17 protein-coding genes and 1 pseudogene are annotated in these 17979 nt (G+C 68.6%); 10 read left to right on the plus strand and 8 right to left on the minus strand.

The window, feature by feature from the left end; all coding sequences use genetic code 11:
• Nucleotides 1-14: 14 nt before the first annotated feature.
• Nucleotides 15-533: a DUF3817 domain-containing protein gene (locus ACT9TC_RS12595; protein WP_458040822.1), complete on the plus strand. Its 519-nt coding sequence runs from the start codon at nt 15-17 to the stop codon at nt 531-533.
• On the plus strand, nt 530-2113 hold the full coding sequence (gene guaA, locus ACT9TC_RS12600) for a glutamine-hydrolyzing GMP synthase (protein ID WP_458040823.1): 1584 nt from the start codon (nt 530-532) through the stop codon (nt 2111-2113). Before ACT9TC_RS12595 ends, guaA begins: the two co-directional genes overlap by 4 nt.
• Before the next feature lie 221 nt (nt 2114-2334).
• Here guaA and ligD read toward each other — a convergent pair.
• Nucleotides 2335-3302, minus strand: a pseudogene (gene ligD, locus ACT9TC_RS12605) (non-homologous end-joining DNA ligase LigD).
• A gap of 128 nt (nt 3303-3430) precedes the next feature.
• Entirely contained in the window at nt 3431-4357 is a 927-nt protein-coding gene (locus ACT9TC_RS12610; RefSeq protein WP_458040824.1) for a Bax inhibitor-1/YccA family protein, read from the minus strand.
• A gap of 166 nt (nt 4358-4523) precedes the next feature.
• Here ACT9TC_RS12610 and ACT9TC_RS12615 point away from each other — a divergent pair, with 166 nt between their 5' ends.
• The 3 genes from ACT9TC_RS12615 (at nt 4524) to ACT9TC_RS12625 (ending at nt 7113) form a co-directional block, all read left to right on the plus strand.
• Nucleotides 4524-5567, plus strand: coding sequence for a glycerophosphodiester phosphodiesterase family protein (locus ACT9TC_RS12615; protein ID WP_458040825.1), 1044 nt, complete (start codon nt 4524-4526; stop codon nt 5565-5567).
• A gap of 77 nt (nt 5568-5644) precedes the next feature.
• Nucleotides 5645-6436 (plus strand): alpha/beta fold hydrolase, encoded by a 792-nt coding sequence (locus ACT9TC_RS12620; protein WP_458040826.1) that lies wholly within the window; start codon nt 5645-5647, stop codon nt 6434-6436.
• Entirely contained in the window at nt 6433-7113 is a 681-nt protein-coding gene (locus ACT9TC_RS12625) for an esterase/lipase family protein (protein WP_458040827.1), read from the plus strand. Before ACT9TC_RS12620 ends, ACT9TC_RS12625 begins: the two co-directional genes overlap by 4 nt.
• Nucleotides 7114-7158: 45 nt before the next feature.
• On the opposite strand, the gene ACT9TC_RS12630 is transcribed toward ACT9TC_RS12625, so the two are convergent.
• From ACT9TC_RS12630 to ACT9TC_RS12650, 5 genes are all read right to left on the minus strand, one after another.
• Nucleotides 7159-7611 (minus strand): iron chaperone, encoded by a 453-nt coding sequence (locus ACT9TC_RS12630; RefSeq protein ID WP_458040828.1) that lies wholly within the window; start codon nt 7609-7611, stop codon nt 7159-7161.
• Nucleotides 7608-8021 carry a VOC family protein gene (locus tag ACT9TC_RS12635; RefSeq protein ID WP_458040829.1) on the minus strand — a complete coding sequence of 138 codons (414 nt, stop codon included), beginning with the start codon at nt 8019-8021 and terminating at the stop codon, nt 7608-7610. The genes ACT9TC_RS12630 and ACT9TC_RS12635 overlap by 4 nt, the downstream gene beginning before the upstream one ends.
• Before the next feature lie 10 nt (nt 8022-8031).
• Entirely contained in the window at nt 8032-8469 is a 438-nt protein-coding gene (locus ACT9TC_RS12640; protein ID WP_458040830.1) for a helix-turn-helix transcriptional regulator, read from the minus strand.
• Nucleotides 8470-8585: 116 nt separating this feature from the next.
• Entirely contained in the window at nt 8586-8738 is a 153-nt protein-coding gene (locus ACT9TC_RS12645; protein WP_458040831.1) for a hypothetical protein, read from the minus strand.
• Nucleotides 8739-8774: 36 nt separating this feature from the next.
• Nucleotides 8775-9464, minus strand: coding sequence for an HAD family hydrolase (locus ACT9TC_RS12650; RefSeq protein ID WP_458040832.1), 690 nt, complete (start codon nt 9462-9464; stop codon nt 8775-8777).
• A 172-nt stretch (nt 9465-9636) separates the two neighbouring features.
• Here ACT9TC_RS12650 and ACT9TC_RS12655 point away from each other — a divergent pair, with 172 nt between their 5' ends.
• The 5 genes from ACT9TC_RS12655 to ACT9TC_RS12675 are packed head-to-tail and all read left to right on the plus strand — an operon-like array spanning nt 9637 to nt 16445.
• Nucleotides 9637-10659: a 3-oxoacyl-ACP synthase III gene (locus ACT9TC_RS12655; protein WP_458040833.1), complete on the plus strand. Its 1023-nt coding sequence runs from the start codon at nt 9637-9639 to the stop codon at nt 10657-10659.
• Nucleotides 10660-10679: 20 nt separating this feature from the next.
• Nucleotides 10680-13421, plus strand: coding sequence for an alpha/beta fold hydrolase (locus tag ACT9TC_RS12660; protein ID WP_458042929.1), 2742 nt, complete (start codon nt 10680-10682; stop codon nt 13419-13421).
• Complete coding sequence (locus tag ACT9TC_RS12665; protein WP_458040834.1) at nt 13418-14386, plus strand: NAD-dependent epimerase/dehydratase family protein; 969 nt, start codon at nt 13418-13420, stop codon at nt 14384-14386. The genes ACT9TC_RS12660 and ACT9TC_RS12665 overlap by 4 nt, the downstream gene beginning before the upstream one ends.
• Nucleotides 14387-14427: 41 nt before the next feature.
• Entirely contained in the window at nt 14428-15366 is a 939-nt protein-coding gene (locus ACT9TC_RS12670) for an ABC transporter ATP-binding protein (protein ID WP_458040835.1), read from the plus strand.
• Nucleotides 15366-16445: an ABC transporter permease gene (locus ACT9TC_RS12675; RefSeq protein ID WP_458040836.1), complete on the plus strand. Its 1080-nt coding sequence runs from the start codon at nt 15366-15368 to the stop codon at nt 16443-16445. Before ACT9TC_RS12670 ends, ACT9TC_RS12675 begins: the two co-directional genes overlap by 1 nt.
• 94 nt (nt 16446-16539) lie before the next feature.
• Here the strand turns inward: ACT9TC_RS12675 and ACT9TC_RS12680 are convergent, their stop codons facing one another.
• Nucleotides 16540-17826, minus strand: coding sequence for a DUF222 domain-containing protein (locus tag ACT9TC_RS12680; RefSeq protein ID WP_458040837.1), 1287 nt, complete (start codon nt 17824-17826; stop codon nt 16540-16542).
• Nucleotides 17827-17979 lie beyond the last annotated feature (153 nt).

Raw genomic sequence — 17979 nt, forward strand, 5'->3', positions numbered from 1 at the left:
GGTAGACTGGGAACATGCCACGCGCCCCCAAACTCGCCTCGTTTCCGGTGATCCGAGGGGCGTTGAAGTTCTACCAGGTCGCCTCGATCATCACCGGCGTCGGGCTGCTGCTGCTCGTGGCCGAGATGATCCTGAAGTACACACCGATCCATCTCGAGCTGTTCCTCGGGGGATCCGGTGGGTTCCTGTGGTTCGCGACCGTCATCGTCGGCGCCGACTGCAACTGGAATTCGCTCTTCTTGCCGGGCAGCGGTTGCGAGTTGGTGTCGACCGGCGACGGGGTCAACGTCTCGCTCGCGATCCTCGTGGTGCACGGCTGGTTCTACGTCGTCTACCTCTTCGCGTGCTTCCGCATCTGGAGCCTGATGCGCTGGCCGTTCCTGCGCTTCATCGTGCTAGCCCTCGGTGGCATCGTCCCGCTGCTGTCCTTTTTCATGGAGGCACGCGTCGCGCGTGAGGTGCGTACGTATCTCGCCGAGCGCGAGGCATCCGAAGCATCCCCTCCTGTCTCCACTCCGGAAGGCCCGCGTTGACCGAAGCCACAGAAACCTCGCAGCGCCCCGTCTTGGTCGTCGACTTCGGCGCGCAGTATGCGCAGCTGATCGCCCGGCGTGTGCGCGAGGCGGGGGTGTACAGCGAGATCGTGCCGCACACCGCCACTGCGGCCGAGATCGCGGCGAAGAACCCGGTCGGACTCATCCTGTCGGGTGGACCGTCGTCGGTCTACGAGCCCGGTGCGCCAGCGCTCGACCCCGGGGTGTTCGATCTCGACGTGCCGACACTGGGCATCTGCTACGGCTTTCAGGTCATGGCCCAGGCCCTCGGCGGCGAGGTCGCACACACGGGGTTGCGTGAATACGGGGCGACGGATGCTTCGGTCCAGGGCGATGGGGGAGTGCTGCTCGCCGGCCAGCCCGCCGCGCAAAACGTGTGGATGAGCCACGGCGACCAGGTGTCGCGGGCGCCCGAGGGCTTTACCGTGCTCGCGTCGACGACAGCGACCCCGGTGGCCGCCTTCGGCAGCGACGAGCGCCGGATGTACGGGGTGCAGTGGCACCCCGAGGTCAAGCACACCGACCACGGCCAGCGCGTCATCGAGAACTTCCTGCACAACGCCGCGGGACTGCCCGCCGACTGGAACAGCGGCAACGTCATCGCCGAGCAGGTCGCCCGCATCCGGGAGCAGGTCGGTTCGGCACGGGTGCTGTCGGCCCTGTCGGGTGGTGTCGACTCCGCCGTCTCGACGGCGCTCGTGCACGAGGCCGTCGGTGACCAGCTCGTCGCGGTGTTCGTCGACCACGGCCTGCTGCGCAAGGGCGAGCGCGAGCAGGTCGAGCAAGACTATGTCGAGTCGACAGGTGTGCGGCTCGTGACGGTGGATGCCCGCCAGATCTTCCTCGACGCACTCGCCGGAGTCAGCGACCCCGAAGAGAAGCGCAAGATCATCGGCCGCGAGTTCATTCGCGCCTTCGAACAGGTCGAGCGCGAGCTCGTCGCCGAGGCCGCGGCAGACGGGGAGCCCATCCGGTTCCTCGTGCAGGGCACACTGTACCCGGATGTCGTGGAGTCCGGCGGTGGCTCGGGTACCGCGAACATCAAGTCGCACCACAACGTCGGTGGCCTGCCCGAAGACCTGCAGTTCGAACTCGTCGAGCCGCTGCGCACCCTGTTCAAGGACGAGGTGCGTGCGATCGGTCGCGAGCTCGGTCTTCCTGAGGTGATCGTCGGACGACAGCCCTTTCCGGGGCCCGGCCTCGGCATCCGGATCGTCGGTGAGGTTACCGCTGACCGCCTCGAAATTCTGCGTGACGCCGACGCCATTGCCCGCGAAGAGCTGACCCGCGCGGGACTTGACGGCGAGATCTGGCAGTGCCCGGTCGTGCTGCTCGCCGACGTGCGCTCGGTCGGTGTGCAGGGCGACGGTCGCACCTACGGCCACCCGATCGTGCTGCGGCCCGTCTCGTCGGAAGACGCGATGACGGCCGACTGGACGCGCCTGCCCTACGACGTCCTGTCGAAGATCTCGAACCGCATCACCAATGAGGTGCGTGAGGTCAACCGGGTCGTGCTCGACGTCACGTCGAAGCCGCCGGGCACCATCGAGTGGGAGTGAGCTGACGCGGGGTTCTCGCTCCCCGCGTCAGCATTCCAGGGACGGGGCAGGGCCGGAGGCGACCCCTCGGAGGCCGGGCAGTGGCCGGGTTTGCGCATTGACCGTGTTCGCAATTCAGTCTCCGCGAATCGAGGCGCGACTGTGGGCCCGGTGATTCCGCGGGTCGAGTGCTGCGCCTGCGCAGCACGGTGCCGGCGAGACTGAATTGTGACCGTGTGGGCTCAGCGCGCCGGCCAGGTTCGGCCCGCCCACGGGTCGTAGTCGGCCAGCAAGGGCCCCTGCTCGGGTCGTTGCTCCTCGGGCACATGCTGCAGATTGACCCGCACGCGGTACCAGAGCGACGAACTGCCGCGCATGCCGTCGACGAGTTCGTCCGCGGGATGGAGCGCAGCAGCCGCCTCGGGATGCTCCGCCCGCCACCGCCCGAGCGCCTCCAGCGCCTCGGGCTTCGTCTTGGTCCGCGCGACCTCGATCAGCGGCATCATCGAAACCCGCCGCCCCGATCCGTCGCCGGCGCGCGGCGGCTTCTCGGCGGGCCCCAGGCTTTCCGACAGTGCGAGCAGCCCGTCGAGCGACCCGGCCGCGTCGTCAATTCCCGCGTGGGGGTCGCCGATGTCGCGAAACCGCGGCACGACAGTCGCAACGGTGAACTCCTCGGGCCGGCGCGTCCGCAGCTCGTCCCATCCGAGGGGAGTCGACACGCGCGCATCCGGCAGGGGACGGATGGAGTACGCGGATGCCACGGTGCGATCTTTTGCGTTCTGGTTGAAGTCGACGAACACGCTCTCGCCGCGCTCCTCCTTCCACCACCGGGCGGTCGCGAGCCCGGGTGCACGCGCTTCCACTTCGCGGGCCAGCGCCTCGGCCGCGGCGCGCAGTTCGCGGAACGTCCAGAGCGGCTCGATCCGCACCAGGATGTGCAGCCCCCGCGACCCCGAGGTCTTGGGTGATTCTCGGGCACGCGTTTCTGGAAGAAGGCCTCGGCACCGATGCCCTTAACGAAGCGCTTGAGAACCATCGGACGACCGCCGGCACCCCGCAACGCCCCCTCGGCGACGGCCAGGTAGTACCGGACGATGTCGAGCTTGGTGAGCCCCGGCTCGGGGAAGACGACCTTGCTCGGGTTGCTGACGCGCACCTCGTGACCGTCGATCTCGAGGATCTCGGCGGGCGCTGAAGAAGCCATCACCTCAGGCTAGGCGGGACGGATGCCTGGGGCCAGACCCGCTCGTGCCGACCGCGCACGAAAACAGGCGAGCGCACGCACGCGAAAAGGGGGCCTCCCGAAACCGGACGACCCCCCATACAAATGCGGTGCTAGTTGCTGCCGCGAACGATCGCGATGATGCGCAGGATCTCGACGTACAGCCACACGACCGTCACCATGATGCCGAAGGCGCCCATCCACGCGAGCTGACGGGGGGCGCCGTTGCGGACACCCCGCTGGATCTGGTCGAAGTCGAGCACCAGCGAGTACGCGGCCATCAGGACGACGAAGACACCGATGATCAGGCCCCACGGGATCTCGATGCCCATGATGTTCAGCGTCTCGCTGCGCAGACCGAAGGCTCCAGGCGCAATACCCGTCCACATGAGGACCAGGTTCAGCAGCGAGAAGGCCAGGTATCCGACCATCGCGACGAGGAAGACCTTGGTTGCGCGCTTGGATGCGCGGATCTTCCCGCTCGCGAACAGCGCCAGCGTTACACCGACGACCGCGAGCGTCGCGAGGGTGGCCTGAATGACGATGCCCGGCAGCTGGAACTCGAAGATCGCCGAGATTCCGCCGATGAAGAGGCCCTCGAGGGCCGCGTACGCGAAGATCAGCCCGGGGCGGACCTTCTTGCGCGACGTGAAGATGATGACCATCGCGAGAACGAAGCCACCGAGGCCACCGATGATCAGCGGCAGGATGTTCTGGCTCGTCGACTCGGCGGGAGAGAGGGCGCCGAGCGTCCAGACCCAGCCGACGACGGCGGTCACGAGGAGGATGGCGAAGAGTCCGAGGGTCTTGACGACCGTGTCTTCGACCGTCATGCGGTCGGTCTGGTGGGCTCCGGCGGCGGGGGCCGCGTACGCACCCTCCATCTGCGCCTGGGTGCCGACGTCGAGACCTGCGCGCGAGGCGGAAGCCGTCGAGGACGCACCGCGGAGGTTCGCGGCCTGTGACCCACCGGGGTAGGTCTGGACGGCGCGGGGGTCCTGGAACGCCGGGTTGTTGAACGCGGGGTTATTGAGGGCCATGGCCTGGCTCACACTCCAAAATTGGGGTCCACAGCGGTGTGCTGTTTCTCAACGATATCTGACGCCCGTCGCGGGGTCGTGGTCATGGGCTGTGAGACGCCTATGAGGGCGTCCTGGCATCCGTCATTCGCGCGGTCGGGAGGATGCCCGCGGATAGCCTGGAAACATGCGTCTCGAGAGCCCGTCCCACGGGCCATTCGCCCGGTCGCCCGGCCGACCCCTCGTGATCGGGCATCGTGGTGCCCCGGGGTATCGCCCCGAGCACAGTCGGTCCTCGTACGACCTGGCCCTCGCGATGGGTGTGGACGCGGTCGAGCCCGACGTCGTGCCCACGAGGGACGGCGTGCTGGTCGTGCGGCACGAGAATGAGATCTCCGGAACGACGGATGTCTCGGCCCGGCCCGAGTTCGCCGACCGGAAGACGACGAAGTCGGTGGACGGAACCTCGCTCACCGGCTGGTTCACCGAGGATTTCACCTGGGCCGAGCTCGCGACGCTGAAGTGCCGCGAGCGGCTGCCGAAGATTCGGCCCGCCAGTGCGAGCTTCGATGATCAGCAGCCCGTTCTACGGCTCTCGGACGTGCTCGATCTGGTGCGCGATGCCTCGGACGAGCAGGATCGCGAGATCGGCGTCGTGCTCGAGATCAAGCACGCGACGTACTTCGAGTCCGTGGGTCTCGACGTCGCGCCGCTCGTAGAAGAAGAACTGCGCCGAAGCGGATGGGCCGATTCGGCCGCGCTCGTGATCGAGTCGTTCGAGTCGACCGTGCTCGAGCGGCTCCGCGGCCGGGGCATCCACGCGTCGTACATCTATCTGATCGAGGCGGCCGGGCGCCCCTTCGACCTCTACGTAGCCGGCGGAGATGACGCACCGACCTACCGTCAGACGGTGCACCCGGCGGGGCTCGATGGCCTGGTCGGCCGGTTCGACGGCATCAGTGTCGACAAGCGCGTGATCCTCGCGCCGAACAAGTTGGGCCGTATGACGGGCCCGTCCTCCGTCGTCGCGGACGCGCACGACCGGGGGCTGAAGGTTTTCACCTGGACGTGCCGTCCCGAGAACTCGTTCCTGGTCGCGGACTTCCGTGGGCGGGGCGGTGCCGCGGCGCTCGGCGACTACGAGGCCGAGTGGCGTGTGATCTTGGATGCGGGGGTGGACGGCGTGTTCGTCGATCACCCCGATCTCGGCATGGACGTCTTCGCACCCTGAGACGATCGCGCGAGGTCGTCGTCGGGGCACCGTGTCAACCCTCGACGCGCGGACGCCCGGGCTGTCAGGCTCGGTCCATGCGGCAGATCCAGATCGACATCGATGGGGGGCGCTTTCGCGTGTACTCATCGCTCGCGCCGCGCGCCGGGGTATCGGACGGGGACGCCCCCCTGCCCGTTGTCCTGATCCACGGGATCGGGATGTCGCATCGCTACTTCGTCCGGTTGCACGACGAATTCGCCCGCACGCGCGACGTGCACTCGATCGACCTGCCGGGCTTCGGGCGGTTCGGTCGCCCGCGGGAGCCGTTCGAGCAGGAACGGATGGCGCGGGCGCTCGCCGACGTCCTGGATCGGCTTGACGTGCCCCGCGCCGTGCTCGTGGGTCATTCGATGGGTGCGCAGTGGGTCGTCGAACTTGCGCGCCAGCGCCCCGACCTCGCGGCGAGTGTCGTGCTGATCGGTCCGGTCGCGGACGACGAGCATCGGACGCTTCGAGCGCAGAGCGCCGCGCTCGCCCTCGACACGCTGGGTGAGCCGCCGCTCGTCAACACGATCGTGTTCGCGGACTACATCCGGTGCGGAATGCCCTGGTACCTCACCCAGCTGCGCCACATGATGGCGTACCCGATCGAAGAGCGGGTCGCCGAACTCACGGCCCCGGTGCTCGTTCTGCGCGGGGGGAATGACCCCGTGGCAGGCCTCGAATGGTGCCGGCGATTGCGCGACCGTGCACGCGAGGGTTCGCTGATCATCGTGCCCGGCCACAGACACGTCGTGCAGTTCGCGGGGGCGCGAGCCGTGGCATCCGCGGTCGACGCCTTTCTCGCCCGCGGGCGCGGGGTCGTTCGCGGAAGCGCGCCGGCATGACGATCCGGGGTGCATCCCCGCTTGTGATGCTCGGCGCTTGGGTGCGCGACTACGCCTACGCCATCGCGGCGCAGGCGCGCGGGGTGTTCGACCGCACCGATCCCGCGACCTTCCGTACCGGGCACCGCACACCCCTCGTGGTGCTACCCGGGATCTACGAGTCGTGGCACTTCATGCGCCCGCTGATCGTGGCGATGCACCGGCGGGGGTACCCGGTGCACGTCGTCGGCGCCCTGCGCCGCAACGGCCGGCCGGTCATCGAGAGCGCCGTCGCCGTGGTGCAGTACCTGCGCGAGAACGACGTGCGCGGCGCGGTGATCGTCGCCCACAGCAAGGGCGGGTTGATCGGCAAGCAGGCGATGATCTCGGGCGCGACGCCCGAGCACGTGACGGGGATGCTGGCGATCGCGACACCGTTCGCGGGATCGCGGTACGCCCGGTTCTTCGTGAATCCTGCCCTGCGGGGATTCTCGCCCCGCGACGCCACGATCCGCGCCCTGCTGCTCGAGACGACGATCGACGCCAACATCGTGTCCGTTTACGGGCGCTTCGACCCGCACATTCCGGGCGGGAGCGCGTTGCCCGGGGCGCGCAACGTCGTGCTCGACACGATGGGGCACTTCCGCGTGCTCGCCGACCCGCGCATCCTGGAGGAACTCGAGACGCTGACGGCGTGAACCGGAATCGTGTCGGATGAACCCGGATGAGGATCGGGTGAACCGTCAGCCGACCGCCTTCTCGACGAGCTCTCGGATCTTCTTCTCGTTCGCGTCGGTGAACTCCGTCAGAGCGAACGCGGTCGCCCACATCGTTCCGTCGTCGAGCTGCGCGTTCTCGTCGAAGGCGAGGGTCGGATACCTCGTGTCGAACTTGGATGCCGCTTGGAAGAAACACACGATCTTGCCGTCCTTCGAATACGTGGGCATGCCGTAGCGGAGTTTGACGGTCATTTCGGGGGCGACGTCTGTGATCACTGAGTGGATGCGCGTCGCGATCGTTCGATCGGGTTCCGGCATCTCCTCGATGGTCTTCAGAGCGGTGCGCTCCTCGGCCGAGATCTTTGCGGCACCCCGACCCGCGCGCCCCTCGGCCCGGAGTTCGGCGGCGCGCTCCTTGACAGCGGCGCGCTCCTCGGCCGAGAGGGATGCGTTGGGCTTCTTCGCTGCGGGGCTCACGGCTTGTTCTCCTGAACGCGGATCGTGTTGCCGGCGGGGGCACGGAAGGCGCAGTCGCGCACCCCGTAGTCCTGATCGATCGGCTCCTGCACGATCTCGGCGCCGCGCGATTCCAGCGTCGCGAACAGGGCATCGAGGTCGTCGGTCGCAAGGTTCACACCGAAATACGTGCCCTTCGCGATGAGTTCGAGCAGCACGCGCCCCTCGTCCTCGGTGACGCCCGGGTTCGCCGTGGACGGGTGCAGCACGATCGCGGTGTCGGGTTGGCCGACCGGGCCGACCGTGATCCACCGCAGGTTCTCGTAGCCGACGTCGAGGCGGACTTCGAATCCCAGCACGTCTCGATAGAAGGCGAGTGAGGCATCCGGATCCGTGGCGGGCAGGAAGCTGGAGTGAATCGTGACGCTCATGAGGGCCAGGTTACCGACGGGCGCTGACGGGCACTTCTCGATTTCTGATCGGTCTGGTCACCTGTTTTGCGATGCACGGGAGCATGCCGGCGGTCGCATCCGCGCCGTGGTCCCGGTAGACGCTCGGGGATACGCCGACGAGCTCGGTGAAGCGCGTGCTGAACGTGCCCAGCGACGCGCACCCCACCGCGAGGCTGATGTCGGTAACACTCAGGTCGGTCTGCCGCAGAAGCATCATCGCCCGTTCGATTCGCCGGGTCATCAGGTACGAATAGGGCGATTCGCCGAATGCGCGACGGAACGTGCGACTGAGGTGACCGGCCGACATGTGGACGCTGCGTGCAAGGGCTTCGACATTGAGCGGCTGCGAGTAGTCCCGATCCATCCGGTCACGTACCCGCCGCAGAAGCGCCAGATCGCGAAGCTCAGCGGCGGCAGGTGGCGCCATCCCGACATGCTCTCAGCACCCGGGGCCGGATGTCGAGGGGTGAGATCGAGCGGGGCAGCGTTCGCATTCATGCGGTGAGAGCGGTACGCAGCGATCGGGGTCGCGCCTCTGTCGGCTCAGTCGCCCTGATCGACAACCGCGTCCTCGGCGTCTTCCATCGCCGCTGCGCCCTCTTCGGGCGATTCCGAGCCGGCATCCGCGGCGGCATCGTCGGCCTGCTGCGACTGCTCGTCGGCGTCGCGTCCCGATTCTGTGGTGGATTCGTTCATTTCGTGCTCCTTTATCGAGGATGTGATGGGGCTTGCTCAGATTTCGTAGGTGCTGGCGACGATAGGGCTCTCTTCGAGGTGTGCGAGTAGATCCGCGACGTCGTCGTAGACGGCGACGGCGCCCGCTGCGAGAAGTTCTTCTGAGCTGTACCCGCCGCTGCGCACCCCGACGCTCCGAACTCCCGCGCGCGATGCCGAGTAGATGTCCCACACGGAGTCGCCGACCAGCAGCGCACGCTCGGGGGTGACCTGAGCCCGCTCCACGGCGACGTTGACCAGATCGGGTTCGGGCTTGGCTGCCTCGACGTCCTCGCCGGAGGTGACCGCGTCCACGGCATCCGGAACATCGAGCACGGCGAGGAGCGCGTCCAGCTCTTCCTGGGGCGCCGAGGTCGCCAAGACGACGCGATGTCCGCGACGCGAGAGTTCGCCCAGCAACTCGCGGGCGGAAGCGAACGCCCGGAGTCGGTCGGTCGTCTCTGAGTAGTTCCGGGCGTGCGCCTGCTTCACGGTGTCGCCCACAGCTTCGGCATCCTCTCCGAGCAGGCGTTCCAGCAGCTTGCCCGAGTCCATACCGATCGCGCGGTGGATGCGCCACACGTCGACCGGATGTCCCGCTTCGACGAACGCCCTGTCCCAGGCGTCAATGTGAAGGTAGTTCGAGTCGACGAGGGTTCCATCGATGTCGAAGAGGACCGCGATCGGGTCGGCGGGGGGTGGGGACATGGTCCCAGCAAACGGCATCACGCGCCGGGTGCCGAGGGGCTGGCGGAATCCCCTCGAGTGTGCCAGTCGGTGCGCCTCGCATGCCTGCGAAAGCGCAACCCCCGCCAACACACAGACAGAGTGAGGTAAAACCATATGAGGGGGAATGTAACGACCTCCTGAAGGAGATTCTGTGCCCGGAAATGCCACCGCTCGCTTCAGCAACGTCGCGTTGCTCTCTGTTGCGAGCGTTCTTCCCGGTCGTGTGACGACCTCCGACGACATCGAAGACCGCCTGGCGCCGTCGCTGAAACGCCTGAAGCTCCGCAGCGGTCTGCTCAAACGCGTCGCCGGTGTCCTCGAGCGACGCAACTGGGCCGCGGGCGAGACGGTCGACGCGGCCACCATCACGGCCGGGCAGCGCGCGCTCGCGGAAGCGGGGGTTGACGCGTCCGAGGTCGGTCTACTGATCAACACCTCCGTTACGCGAACGAATCTCGAGCCTTCCGTTGCCGTCGCCCTGCACCACGGACTCGACCTGCCGAGCTCCGCGGTCAACTTCGACATCGCCAACGCCTGCCTCGGTTTCATCAACGGCATGTCGCTCGCCGCGACGATGATCGAATCCGGTCAAATCCGTTACGCCGTCGTCGTCGCAGGCGAAGACGCCGACGAGATTCAGGTCAACACGATCGAGCGCCTTCTGCTCGCCGAGAGCGATCGTGACGGCTTCATGAGCGAGTTCGCCTCTCTCACGCTGGGCTCGGGCTCCGCGGCGGCCGTGCTCGGCCGTGCCGACGAGCACCCCGAGGGGCACCGCATCCTCGGCGGAGTCACCCGCGCCGCGACCGAGTTTCACCGGCTCTGCGTCGGCAGCGTCGATGGCATGTTCACCGACGCGAAGGCTCTCCTCAAGGGCGGGCTCGACCTGGTCGTCTCGGCCTGGAAAGACGCCGCGCACGAGTGGGACTGGAAATCGATGAACCGGTACATCACGCACCAGGTCTCGTCGATCCACACGCACGCGATCGTCAAGGCGGTGAATCTGGATGCCTCCCGCGTTCCGACGACCTTCCCGCACTACGGAAACATCGGCCCGGCGTCGGTCCCGATCACGCTGGTCGAAGAGCAGGCGTCGCTGCGCAGGGGCGACCGGGTGCTGCTGATGGGAGTCGGCTCGGGGCTGAACACGGCCATGATGGAACTCGCCTGGTGAACGACGCTGAGAGGCGGACGATCGCAGGATTGCCTGATTTCGACATCCGCTTCAGTCGTACGCGCCTCGTGCGCGATCGGACAGCGGATGTCTCGCGCGAGTGGCACTATCTCGACACCGGCGACGAACTCGAGCGCGTCGCACGAGAGCGTGGCGTGGAGGTCGCGGGGACGATCCTCGCCGTGCACGGCAACCCGACCTGGTCGTACCTGTGGCGTCGCCTTGCCTCGGCGTCGCTGCGGGCCGCAGAAGCGGGCCAGCCGGCCTGGCGCGTGATCGCGGTCGACCAGCTCGACATGGGCTTTTCAGCGCGCACGGGGACGACCCGGACTCTGCCGCAGCGGGTCAACGACCTCGCCGACTTCACCGATGACCTGGGCATCGCGGGCCCGGTCATCACGCTCGGCCATGACTGGGGCGGTGTGATCTCGTTGGGGTGGGCGATCGATCACCCCGAGCTCCTCGCCGGAGTCATCACGCTGAACACGGCCGTGCACCATCCCGAAGGCGTGCCGATCCCGGCCCCGCTGCGCCTCGCCGGCGCTCGCGGTGTGCTCGCGGCGTCCACCGTCGCGACCCCCGCCTTTCTCGAGACGACGCTCGCGCTGGCCCAGCCGCCGCTCGCGCCGGAGGTCAAGGATGCCTTCCGTGCGCCCTATTCTTCGGCCGCGCAGCGGCACGGCATCGGCGCCTTCGTCGCGGATATCCCGGTGGATGCGTCGCACGGGAGCTTTGCGGAATTGCAGCGCATCGCCGCCGGCGTGGCGGAGCTCACGGTGCCCGCTCTGCTTTTGTGGGGCCCGAAGGATCCGATCTTCGGCGACCGGTACCTGGACGACCTGATCGACCGTCTGCCCCACGCCGATGTGCACCGCTTCGAGGGCGCGGGCCATCTGCTCGCCGAGGACCGGCCCTACGCGGATGCGATCCTGACGTGGCTCGGCGACAACGCCGAGGCGCTTGTTCTGGGAGATGCCGGCGGGTCGGATGTCTCGACCACGGATGTCTCGACCACGGATGTCTCGACCACGGATGTCTCGACCACGGATGTCTCGACCGTTGCGGATTCTGAGGCCGAGTCATTCACCCCGTTGTGGGCCGCGCTCGAGGCACGACGCGACGACGACGATGTCGCGATCATCGACATGGCGGTGAAGACGCGCGCGGGACGGCAGGGTTCTGAGCAGCTGAGCGGCGTGCGGCGCGTCAGCTGGCGGCAGCTCGACGACCGCGTCCGGAGCCTGGCGGCGGGCCTTGACCGCGCCGGGGTGAAGAAGGGGCAGCGCGTTTCGGTGCTCGTCCCGCCGGGGCCCACACTCACCGCTGTCGTCTACGCGTGCCTGCGCATCGGCGCGGTCGTCGTCGTGGCCGATGCTGGGCTCGGCGTCCGCGGACTCTCGCGCGCCGTGCGGGGGGCCTGGCCGGATGTCGTCATCGGCGAGTTGCCGGGACTTTCCGCAGCCCGGGCGCTGGGATGGCCCGGCATGCGCATCTCGGTCGCGCGCCTGCCCCGAGCATCCGCGAAACTTCTCGGTGTTGCGCACGATCTGTCGGAGATCGCTCGCACGGGCGCCGCGGCGCTCCGCTCGGGTGCCCTGCCCGCAGAGCCGGCGCCCGAAGATCCCGCGGCGATCCTGTTCACGTCGGGCTCGACGGGCCCCGCGAAGGGCGTCGCGTACACGCATCGTCAGCTTTCGGCGCTCCGTGATGTGCTCGCGGCTCACTTCGAGGTGAGCACCGACACGGGGCTCGTGACCGGTTTCGCGCCGTTTGCCCTGCTGGGGCCCGCGCTCGGTACCCGGTCGGCGACGCCGGATATGGATGTCTCGGCACCGCGGACCCTCACCGCGCGGGCCGTCGCGGCAGCGGTGCGGGCCTCCGATGCGCGCATCGTCTTCCTCTCGCCTGCAGCGATCCTGAACGTCGTCGCCACCGCCGGTGACCTGTCTGGCGACGATCGTCGTGCGCTCGAGGGCGTCAGGACATTCCTCTCGACCGGCGCTCCGGTCGGTGAGCCGCTGCTGGCCGCCGCGGCTGAGCTGATGCCCCACGCCGAACCCCACACTCCGTACGGCATGACCGAATGTCTGCTCGTCACGGACGTGACCCTCGCGGGCATTCGCGCCGTATCGGATGCCGCCGACCGCGGCGTCTGCGTCGGCTCGCCCATCGGGTCGAACCGGGTGCTCATCAGTGCGTTGGATGCCGAGGGCCGCGCTGTCGGGGCGCCGAGCGACGAGCCCGGCGTGCTGGGCGAGGTCATTGTGTCGGCCGCGCACCTGAAGACGTCGTACGACCGGCTCTGGCTGACCGACCGAGGGGCGGTCCGCGATATCCCCGCCGACGGGCGCTGGCACCGCACAGGCGATGTCGGCCATCTCGACGCGGATGGTCGCCTCTGGATCGAGGGACGCCTGCCCCACGTTCTGACCACCGCCGACGGTCCGGTCGCCCCCGTCGGGCCGGAACAGCAGATGGAGGGCGCGGCAGGCGTTCGGCGCGCGGCGGTCGTCGGGGTCGGCCCGGAGGGGCTTCACCAAGCCGTGGCCGTCGTCGAGGCCGTGCCATCTGTCGCACGCCCCGGCCTGGCCTCTCCCGAGCTGACCGCGGACGTTCGGGCACGCACAGAACTGCCCCTCGTCGCGGTGCTGGTCGTTCGACAGCTGCCCACCGACATCCGTCACAACTCCAAGATCGACCGCACGCGTCTGTCGGAGTGGGCCGAGCGCACCCTCGCGGGCGGACGGATGACTCGGCCGTGATCGTCGCGGTGACGGGGGCATCCGGATACCTCGGTCGCGCCGTTGCGGCGGAGCTGGCCGCATCCGGGCACGATGTGCGCACGCTGCAGCGTCGACCCTCGGGGGTCGAGGGGGTCGCCGACATCCGCGGCTCGATCACCGACGCAGATGCAGTCGCGCGCCTCGTTGACGGGGCAGAGGGCGTTGTTCACCTCGCCGCGAAGGTGTCGCTCGCGGGCGACCCCGCGGAGTTTCGTGCTGTGAATGTCGAGGGAACGCGGGCCGTGCTCGACGCCGCGGCGCGGGCCGGAGCATCCCGGTTCGTGCAGGTGTCGTCGCCATCCGTGGCGCATGCTGGTTCTGCGCTCGCCGGGGTGGGCGCAGAGCCGGCGTCGCCGACCGACGCCCGGGGCGAGTACGCCCGTACGAAGGCCGAAGCCGAACTGATCGCGCTCGACCGCGACTCGGACGCCATGCGGGTTGTGGCGGTGCGCCCGCACCTCGCCTGGGGGCCGGGGGACACGCAGCTGGTCGGCCGCATCCTCGACCGCGCGCGCCGGGGGCGCCTGCCGCTGCTCGACGGCGGACGGGCCTTGATCGACTCGACCTACGTCGACAACGCGGCCACCGGGATCGTGGCCGCGCTCCACCGGGCCCACACCGCGCGAGGACGTGCGTTCGTGATCACAAACGGCGAGCCGCGGCCGGTCGGTGAACTCCTTGCGGGAATCTGCCTAGCCTCGGGCGTGCGGCCCCCGCGGTGGAGCATCCCCGCGGGTGTCGCGCGCACGGCGGGATCGCTGATCGAACGGGCCTGGGCGCTCCGGCCGGGAGAGGACGAACCCCCGATGACTCGTTTCTTGGCCGAACAGCTGTCGACCGCGCACTGGTTCGATCAGCGCGAGACACGTCAGGCCCTCGATTGGGCTCCGACCGTCAGCATCGACGAGGGGCTCCGTCGCCTCGCGGAGTACTCCGCCCCCTGATCGGAGGGTCACGCCCTGCTCGCCAGGGCAGAACGGCGGGGATGGTGCACGCCGTCCGCGATGCGACCCTCGTCGCGCACCCCGGCCGGGTGACGGCACTCGTCGGACCGAACGGGTCGGGCAAGACGACGCTGCTGCTCATGCTGGCCTCGCTTCTCATTCCCGACGCGGGTGAGGTGCGGATCGGGGGAGTGGACCCCGTCTCGGATCCCCAGGGAGCTCGCGCGTTGCTCGGCTGGATGCCCGACGCGCTGGGGGCCTGGCCCTCGCTGACCGTGCGCGAGACGCTCGTGACGACGGCTCGGCTCTACCGGATTCCGCACGACAAGGCCGCGGTGCGCGTCGGCGAACTGATCGAGCTGGTCGGCCTCGCAGACCTCGCGGACGCTCCCGCCCGAGTCTTGTCACGCGGGCAGAAGCAGCGTTTGGGGCTCGCCCGTGCGCTCGTTCACGAGCCGAGTGTGCTGCTGCTCGACGAACCGGCTTCGGGGCTCGACCCCCGAGCGCGCGTCGAGCTGAGGCAGCTGCTGCGCCGGCTCGCGGCGGAGGGGCGCACGATCCTTGTCTCCAGTCATGTGCTCTCCGAGCTCGAAGAGGTCGCGGACGACGCTGTCTTCATGGTGCGCGGCGAAACCGTCGGCGCGGATCGTGTCGCCGCTGCCGCATCCAGGCTCAGCGACTGGCGCGTGCGGTTGACCGCGGCGGGCGGCGAAGGCGCGGATGCCGTGGGCCGCATCGTCGAGGCACGCCCCGAGTTCGACGGGGCATCCGTGCGCAGCGAGCGCCGCGACATCCTGATCCCGTTCGCGTCGGAATCGGATGCGGCGGCAGCGCTGGCCCGTCTCGTCGCCGCAGGCCTGCCCGTCGCGGAGTTCGCGCCCGCCACCGGCGCCCTCGAGCGGACCTTCCTCGATCTCGGTGAGGATCTCGATGCAGGCCCGGGAAACAGGCCGGGCACCGAGGGAGGGGAGGGGCAGTGATGAAGAACTTCGGCTCAGGCACCGCCACGGTCGCCGCCCTCGAGCTGCGGCAGCGCGTGCGCAGCGTTGCGTGGTACGTGCTGCTGTCGCTGTTCGCCGTGATTCTGCTCGTGGTCTCTCTGCTGGCCAGCATGGTCTTCTCGGGCTCGATGGACCAGTTGCGCGGTGCCTACTCGGTCGCCGTCTACATCGTCCTGCTGCTCGTGACCTTCGTCAGTCCGGCGCTGAGCGGCAACGCGATCAACGGCGATTGCGACCAGGCGACGCTTGCGCCCGTGCAGGTCACTCTGGTCTCGACCGCTCAGATCCTGACCGGCAAGTTCGTGGCCGCGTGGGCAACGGGTCTGGCGTTCGCGCTCGTCGCCGTGCCCTTCATCGTGTTCATGTCGCTTGCGGGCGATGTGCCGGCGGGAGTGGTCGCGGCGTCCCTCGGTGTGTTGATCGTCGAGATCGGCGTCATCGCCGCCCTCGGCGTCGGGTTCTCGGGCATCCTGAATCGTCCACTGTTCTCGGTCGCCACGACCTACTTGGTGGTCGCCGCGCTGACCATCGGCACCGTCGTTGCGTTCGGTCTCGGGAGCGCGGCCGTGCGCACCGAGGTGACGGACCGCTACCGCTCGTATGAATACACCTCCGAGGGCCTGACGACGACCAATCCGCCCACGTGTGCCCGTGGCAGGAATCGCAACGTGAGGTGCCGCGGTACGACCACGTGTGGTGGATCCTGGCGGCGAACCCGTTCGTCATACTTGCCGACGCCACTCCCATCGCCTTCTCGCGCGAGGGGTACCCCGTCGACACGTTCGGTCAGATCGCGTGGTGCGTGCGCGCCGCCCAGTTGCCACCCGAAGGTTCGTCGTGGGACGAGTGCGATTCGCGTGGCATGTACGCCCCGGGCGAGACGCCCGAAGAAGTGTATTCGCGCACGGTGCCGAGCTGGTTCGCGGGCCTCGGCATCCAGATCGTGCTCGCGGGCGGGGTGCTGTTGTGGGCTGGGTTGCGCACCCGCACACCGGCGAAACGTCTTCCCCGGGGTAGCCGCATCGCCTAGGCGTACTGCAGAACCCGCTTTCGGGTAAGTCGCGGATCAGCGCACGCCGAGGGCGCTGCGGGTCACTTCGACAAGCTCGGTGACCGGGGGGGGGGGGGCAGCGGGCGCGGCGGACGCGTGTCTCAGAACGGCGGTGGGTCTGAGGAGGGCGTGAAGATGACCAGCGCGGGCGGGGGTTTGTCGATGTAGACGTGGCCGCCGGGTGAGGTCCATTCGAGGACTCCGCCGCCGAGTTGTCGGACGGTCCACGCCGTTTCGCCCTTCAACGTGTGGTGTCGTTTGCACAAGCACGCCAGGTTGCAGACGCTGGTTTCGCCGCCGAGGGCGTAGTCGAGGGTGTGGTCCCGGTCGCACCGGTGGGCGGGTTGTCGGCATCCGGGGAATCGGCAGTGTTGATCCCGAGCCCGGAGGAACCGTTTCATGTCGGCGGACGGGGTGTATCGGTCGACCGCGAGAACACATCCCGTGATCGGGTCAGCCAGGACCCGATCCCACCCGGCCGCGTGCCCTGCGAGCTGGCGGGCCGTAGCCGGGTCGATCGGGCATCGGCCCACCAGCTCGGCGGGCTCGTCGGTCACCCCCGCGAGTGCGAGCGCGGGGACGGTGACGTTCACAATCCCGCGAATCGTCCCGAGACCACCGAACCCGTCCGACATCCCGGCGCCGGTTTCGACGGTGGGCGTCGTGGTGAGCACCATGTCGGCGACGAGGTCAGCACGAATCTGATCCAACGTTCGCGTGTCGGTCGGGTCGGCTTTCTTCAACGCCTGAGCCTGCTGCGTGATCCGGTCGTGCATCGCATGCGCGAGCACTGCGGGCTGGGTAGAGATGAACTCGGCCATCCCGTCGCCGATGTCCCGCACGCACGCACCCCGCGACGCTCGTGCCTGCTTGTGACGCTCCGCGAGCGGGCGCGGCTGCAGCGACTCGGCCAGACGCGCGAGCGATGCCCCGAGCCTCCCGGGCGTGGTCCCCTCGGCCCGCACCAGCGCTTCACGTTCGAACAGGGCGCGTGCGTCCGGGCCGGTGAGCGGGAGTCCGTGTTCCATGATCACCGCGACATGTCCGCCACTGACGCGCCCCTCGTCCCACGCCGCGAACGTGGCGGGGAACGACTCTTCCAATACGGCGGCGTCGTTCATGCGGCGTTGCACGGTTCGGTCTGACATGTTCATTGCGGCGCCGAGTTCTGCCGCCAAGGCACGGAACGGCAGCTCGGCTTCGCGCGACGAGGGGGACGCCAGTTCCGCGACCCGGCGCGCACCGACGTGCGCGGCTTTCGCGAACACTCGCGCGAGCGCGGCTTCCGTACGCGCCATCGCGCGCCGGGCTTCGATGCCCTCCCCGGCGAGCTCGCGCGCGATCACGTCCACGCCTGTCGTTTCGACGTCATCACAGCTCGAATGCATGTTCGAAACTCTACGGACAACCACCGACATCCGAACCCCGAAAAGCCCCCAAATCACGCCGAAATCACACCGGAGAGATGAGAGTTCTCACATCTCGCGACGCCTCGAGATCGCGGCCGTGGACCGCGGGATGCAGCAGACGGGCCCGCAGGC

Source organism: Microbacterium sp. HM-570, assembly GCF_054165885.1.

Excerpts from the sequence above, each read along its gene's own strand:
- ACT9TC_RS12595 (WP_458040822.1), top strand. The coding sequence starts at position 15 with ATGCCACGCGCCCCCAAACTCGCCTCGTTTCCGGTGATCCGAGGGGCG.
- ACT9TC_RS12610 (WP_458040824.1), bottom strand. The coding sequence starts at position 4,357 with ATGGCCCTCAATAACCCCGCGTTCAACAACCCGGCGTTCCAGGACCCC.
- ACT9TC_RS12615 (WP_458040825.1), top strand. The coding sequence starts at position 4,524 with ATGCGTCTCGAGAGCCCGTCCCACGGGCCATTCGCCCGGTCGCCCGGC.
- ACT9TC_RS12620 (WP_458040826.1), top strand. The coding sequence starts at position 5,645 with ATGCGGCAGATCCAGATCGACATCGATGGGGGGCGCTTTCGCGTGTAC.
- ACT9TC_RS12625 (WP_458040827.1), top strand. The coding sequence starts at position 6,433 with ATGACGATCCGGGGTGCATCCCCGCTTGTGATGCTCGGCGCTTGGGTG.
- ACT9TC_RS12635 (WP_458040829.1), bottom strand. The coding sequence starts at position 8,021 with ATGAGCGTCACGATTCACTCCAGCTTCCTGCCCGCCACGGATCCGGAT.
- ACT9TC_RS12640 (WP_458040830.1), bottom strand. The coding sequence starts at position 8,469 with ATGGCGCCACCTGCCGCCGCTGAGCTTCGCGATCTGGCGCTTCTGCGG.
- ACT9TC_RS12645 (WP_458040831.1), bottom strand. The coding sequence starts at position 8,738 with ATGAACGAATCCACCACAGAATCGGGACGCGACGCCGACGAGCAGTCG.
- ACT9TC_RS12650 (WP_458040832.1), bottom strand. The coding sequence starts at position 9,464 with ATGTCCCCACCCCCCGCCGACCCGATCGCGGTCCTCTTCGACATCGAT.
- ACT9TC_RS12670 (WP_458040835.1), top strand. The coding sequence starts at position 14,428 with ATGGTGCACGCCGTCCGCGATGCGACCCTCGTCGCGCACCCCGGCCGG.
- ACT9TC_RS12675 (WP_458040836.1), top strand. The coding sequence starts at position 15,366 with ATGAAGAACTTCGGCTCAGGCACCGCCACGGTCGCCGCCCTCGAGCTG.
- ACT9TC_RS12680 (WP_458040837.1), bottom strand. The coding sequence starts at position 17,826 with ATGCATTCGAGCTGTGATGACGTCGAAACGACAGGCGTGGACGTGATC.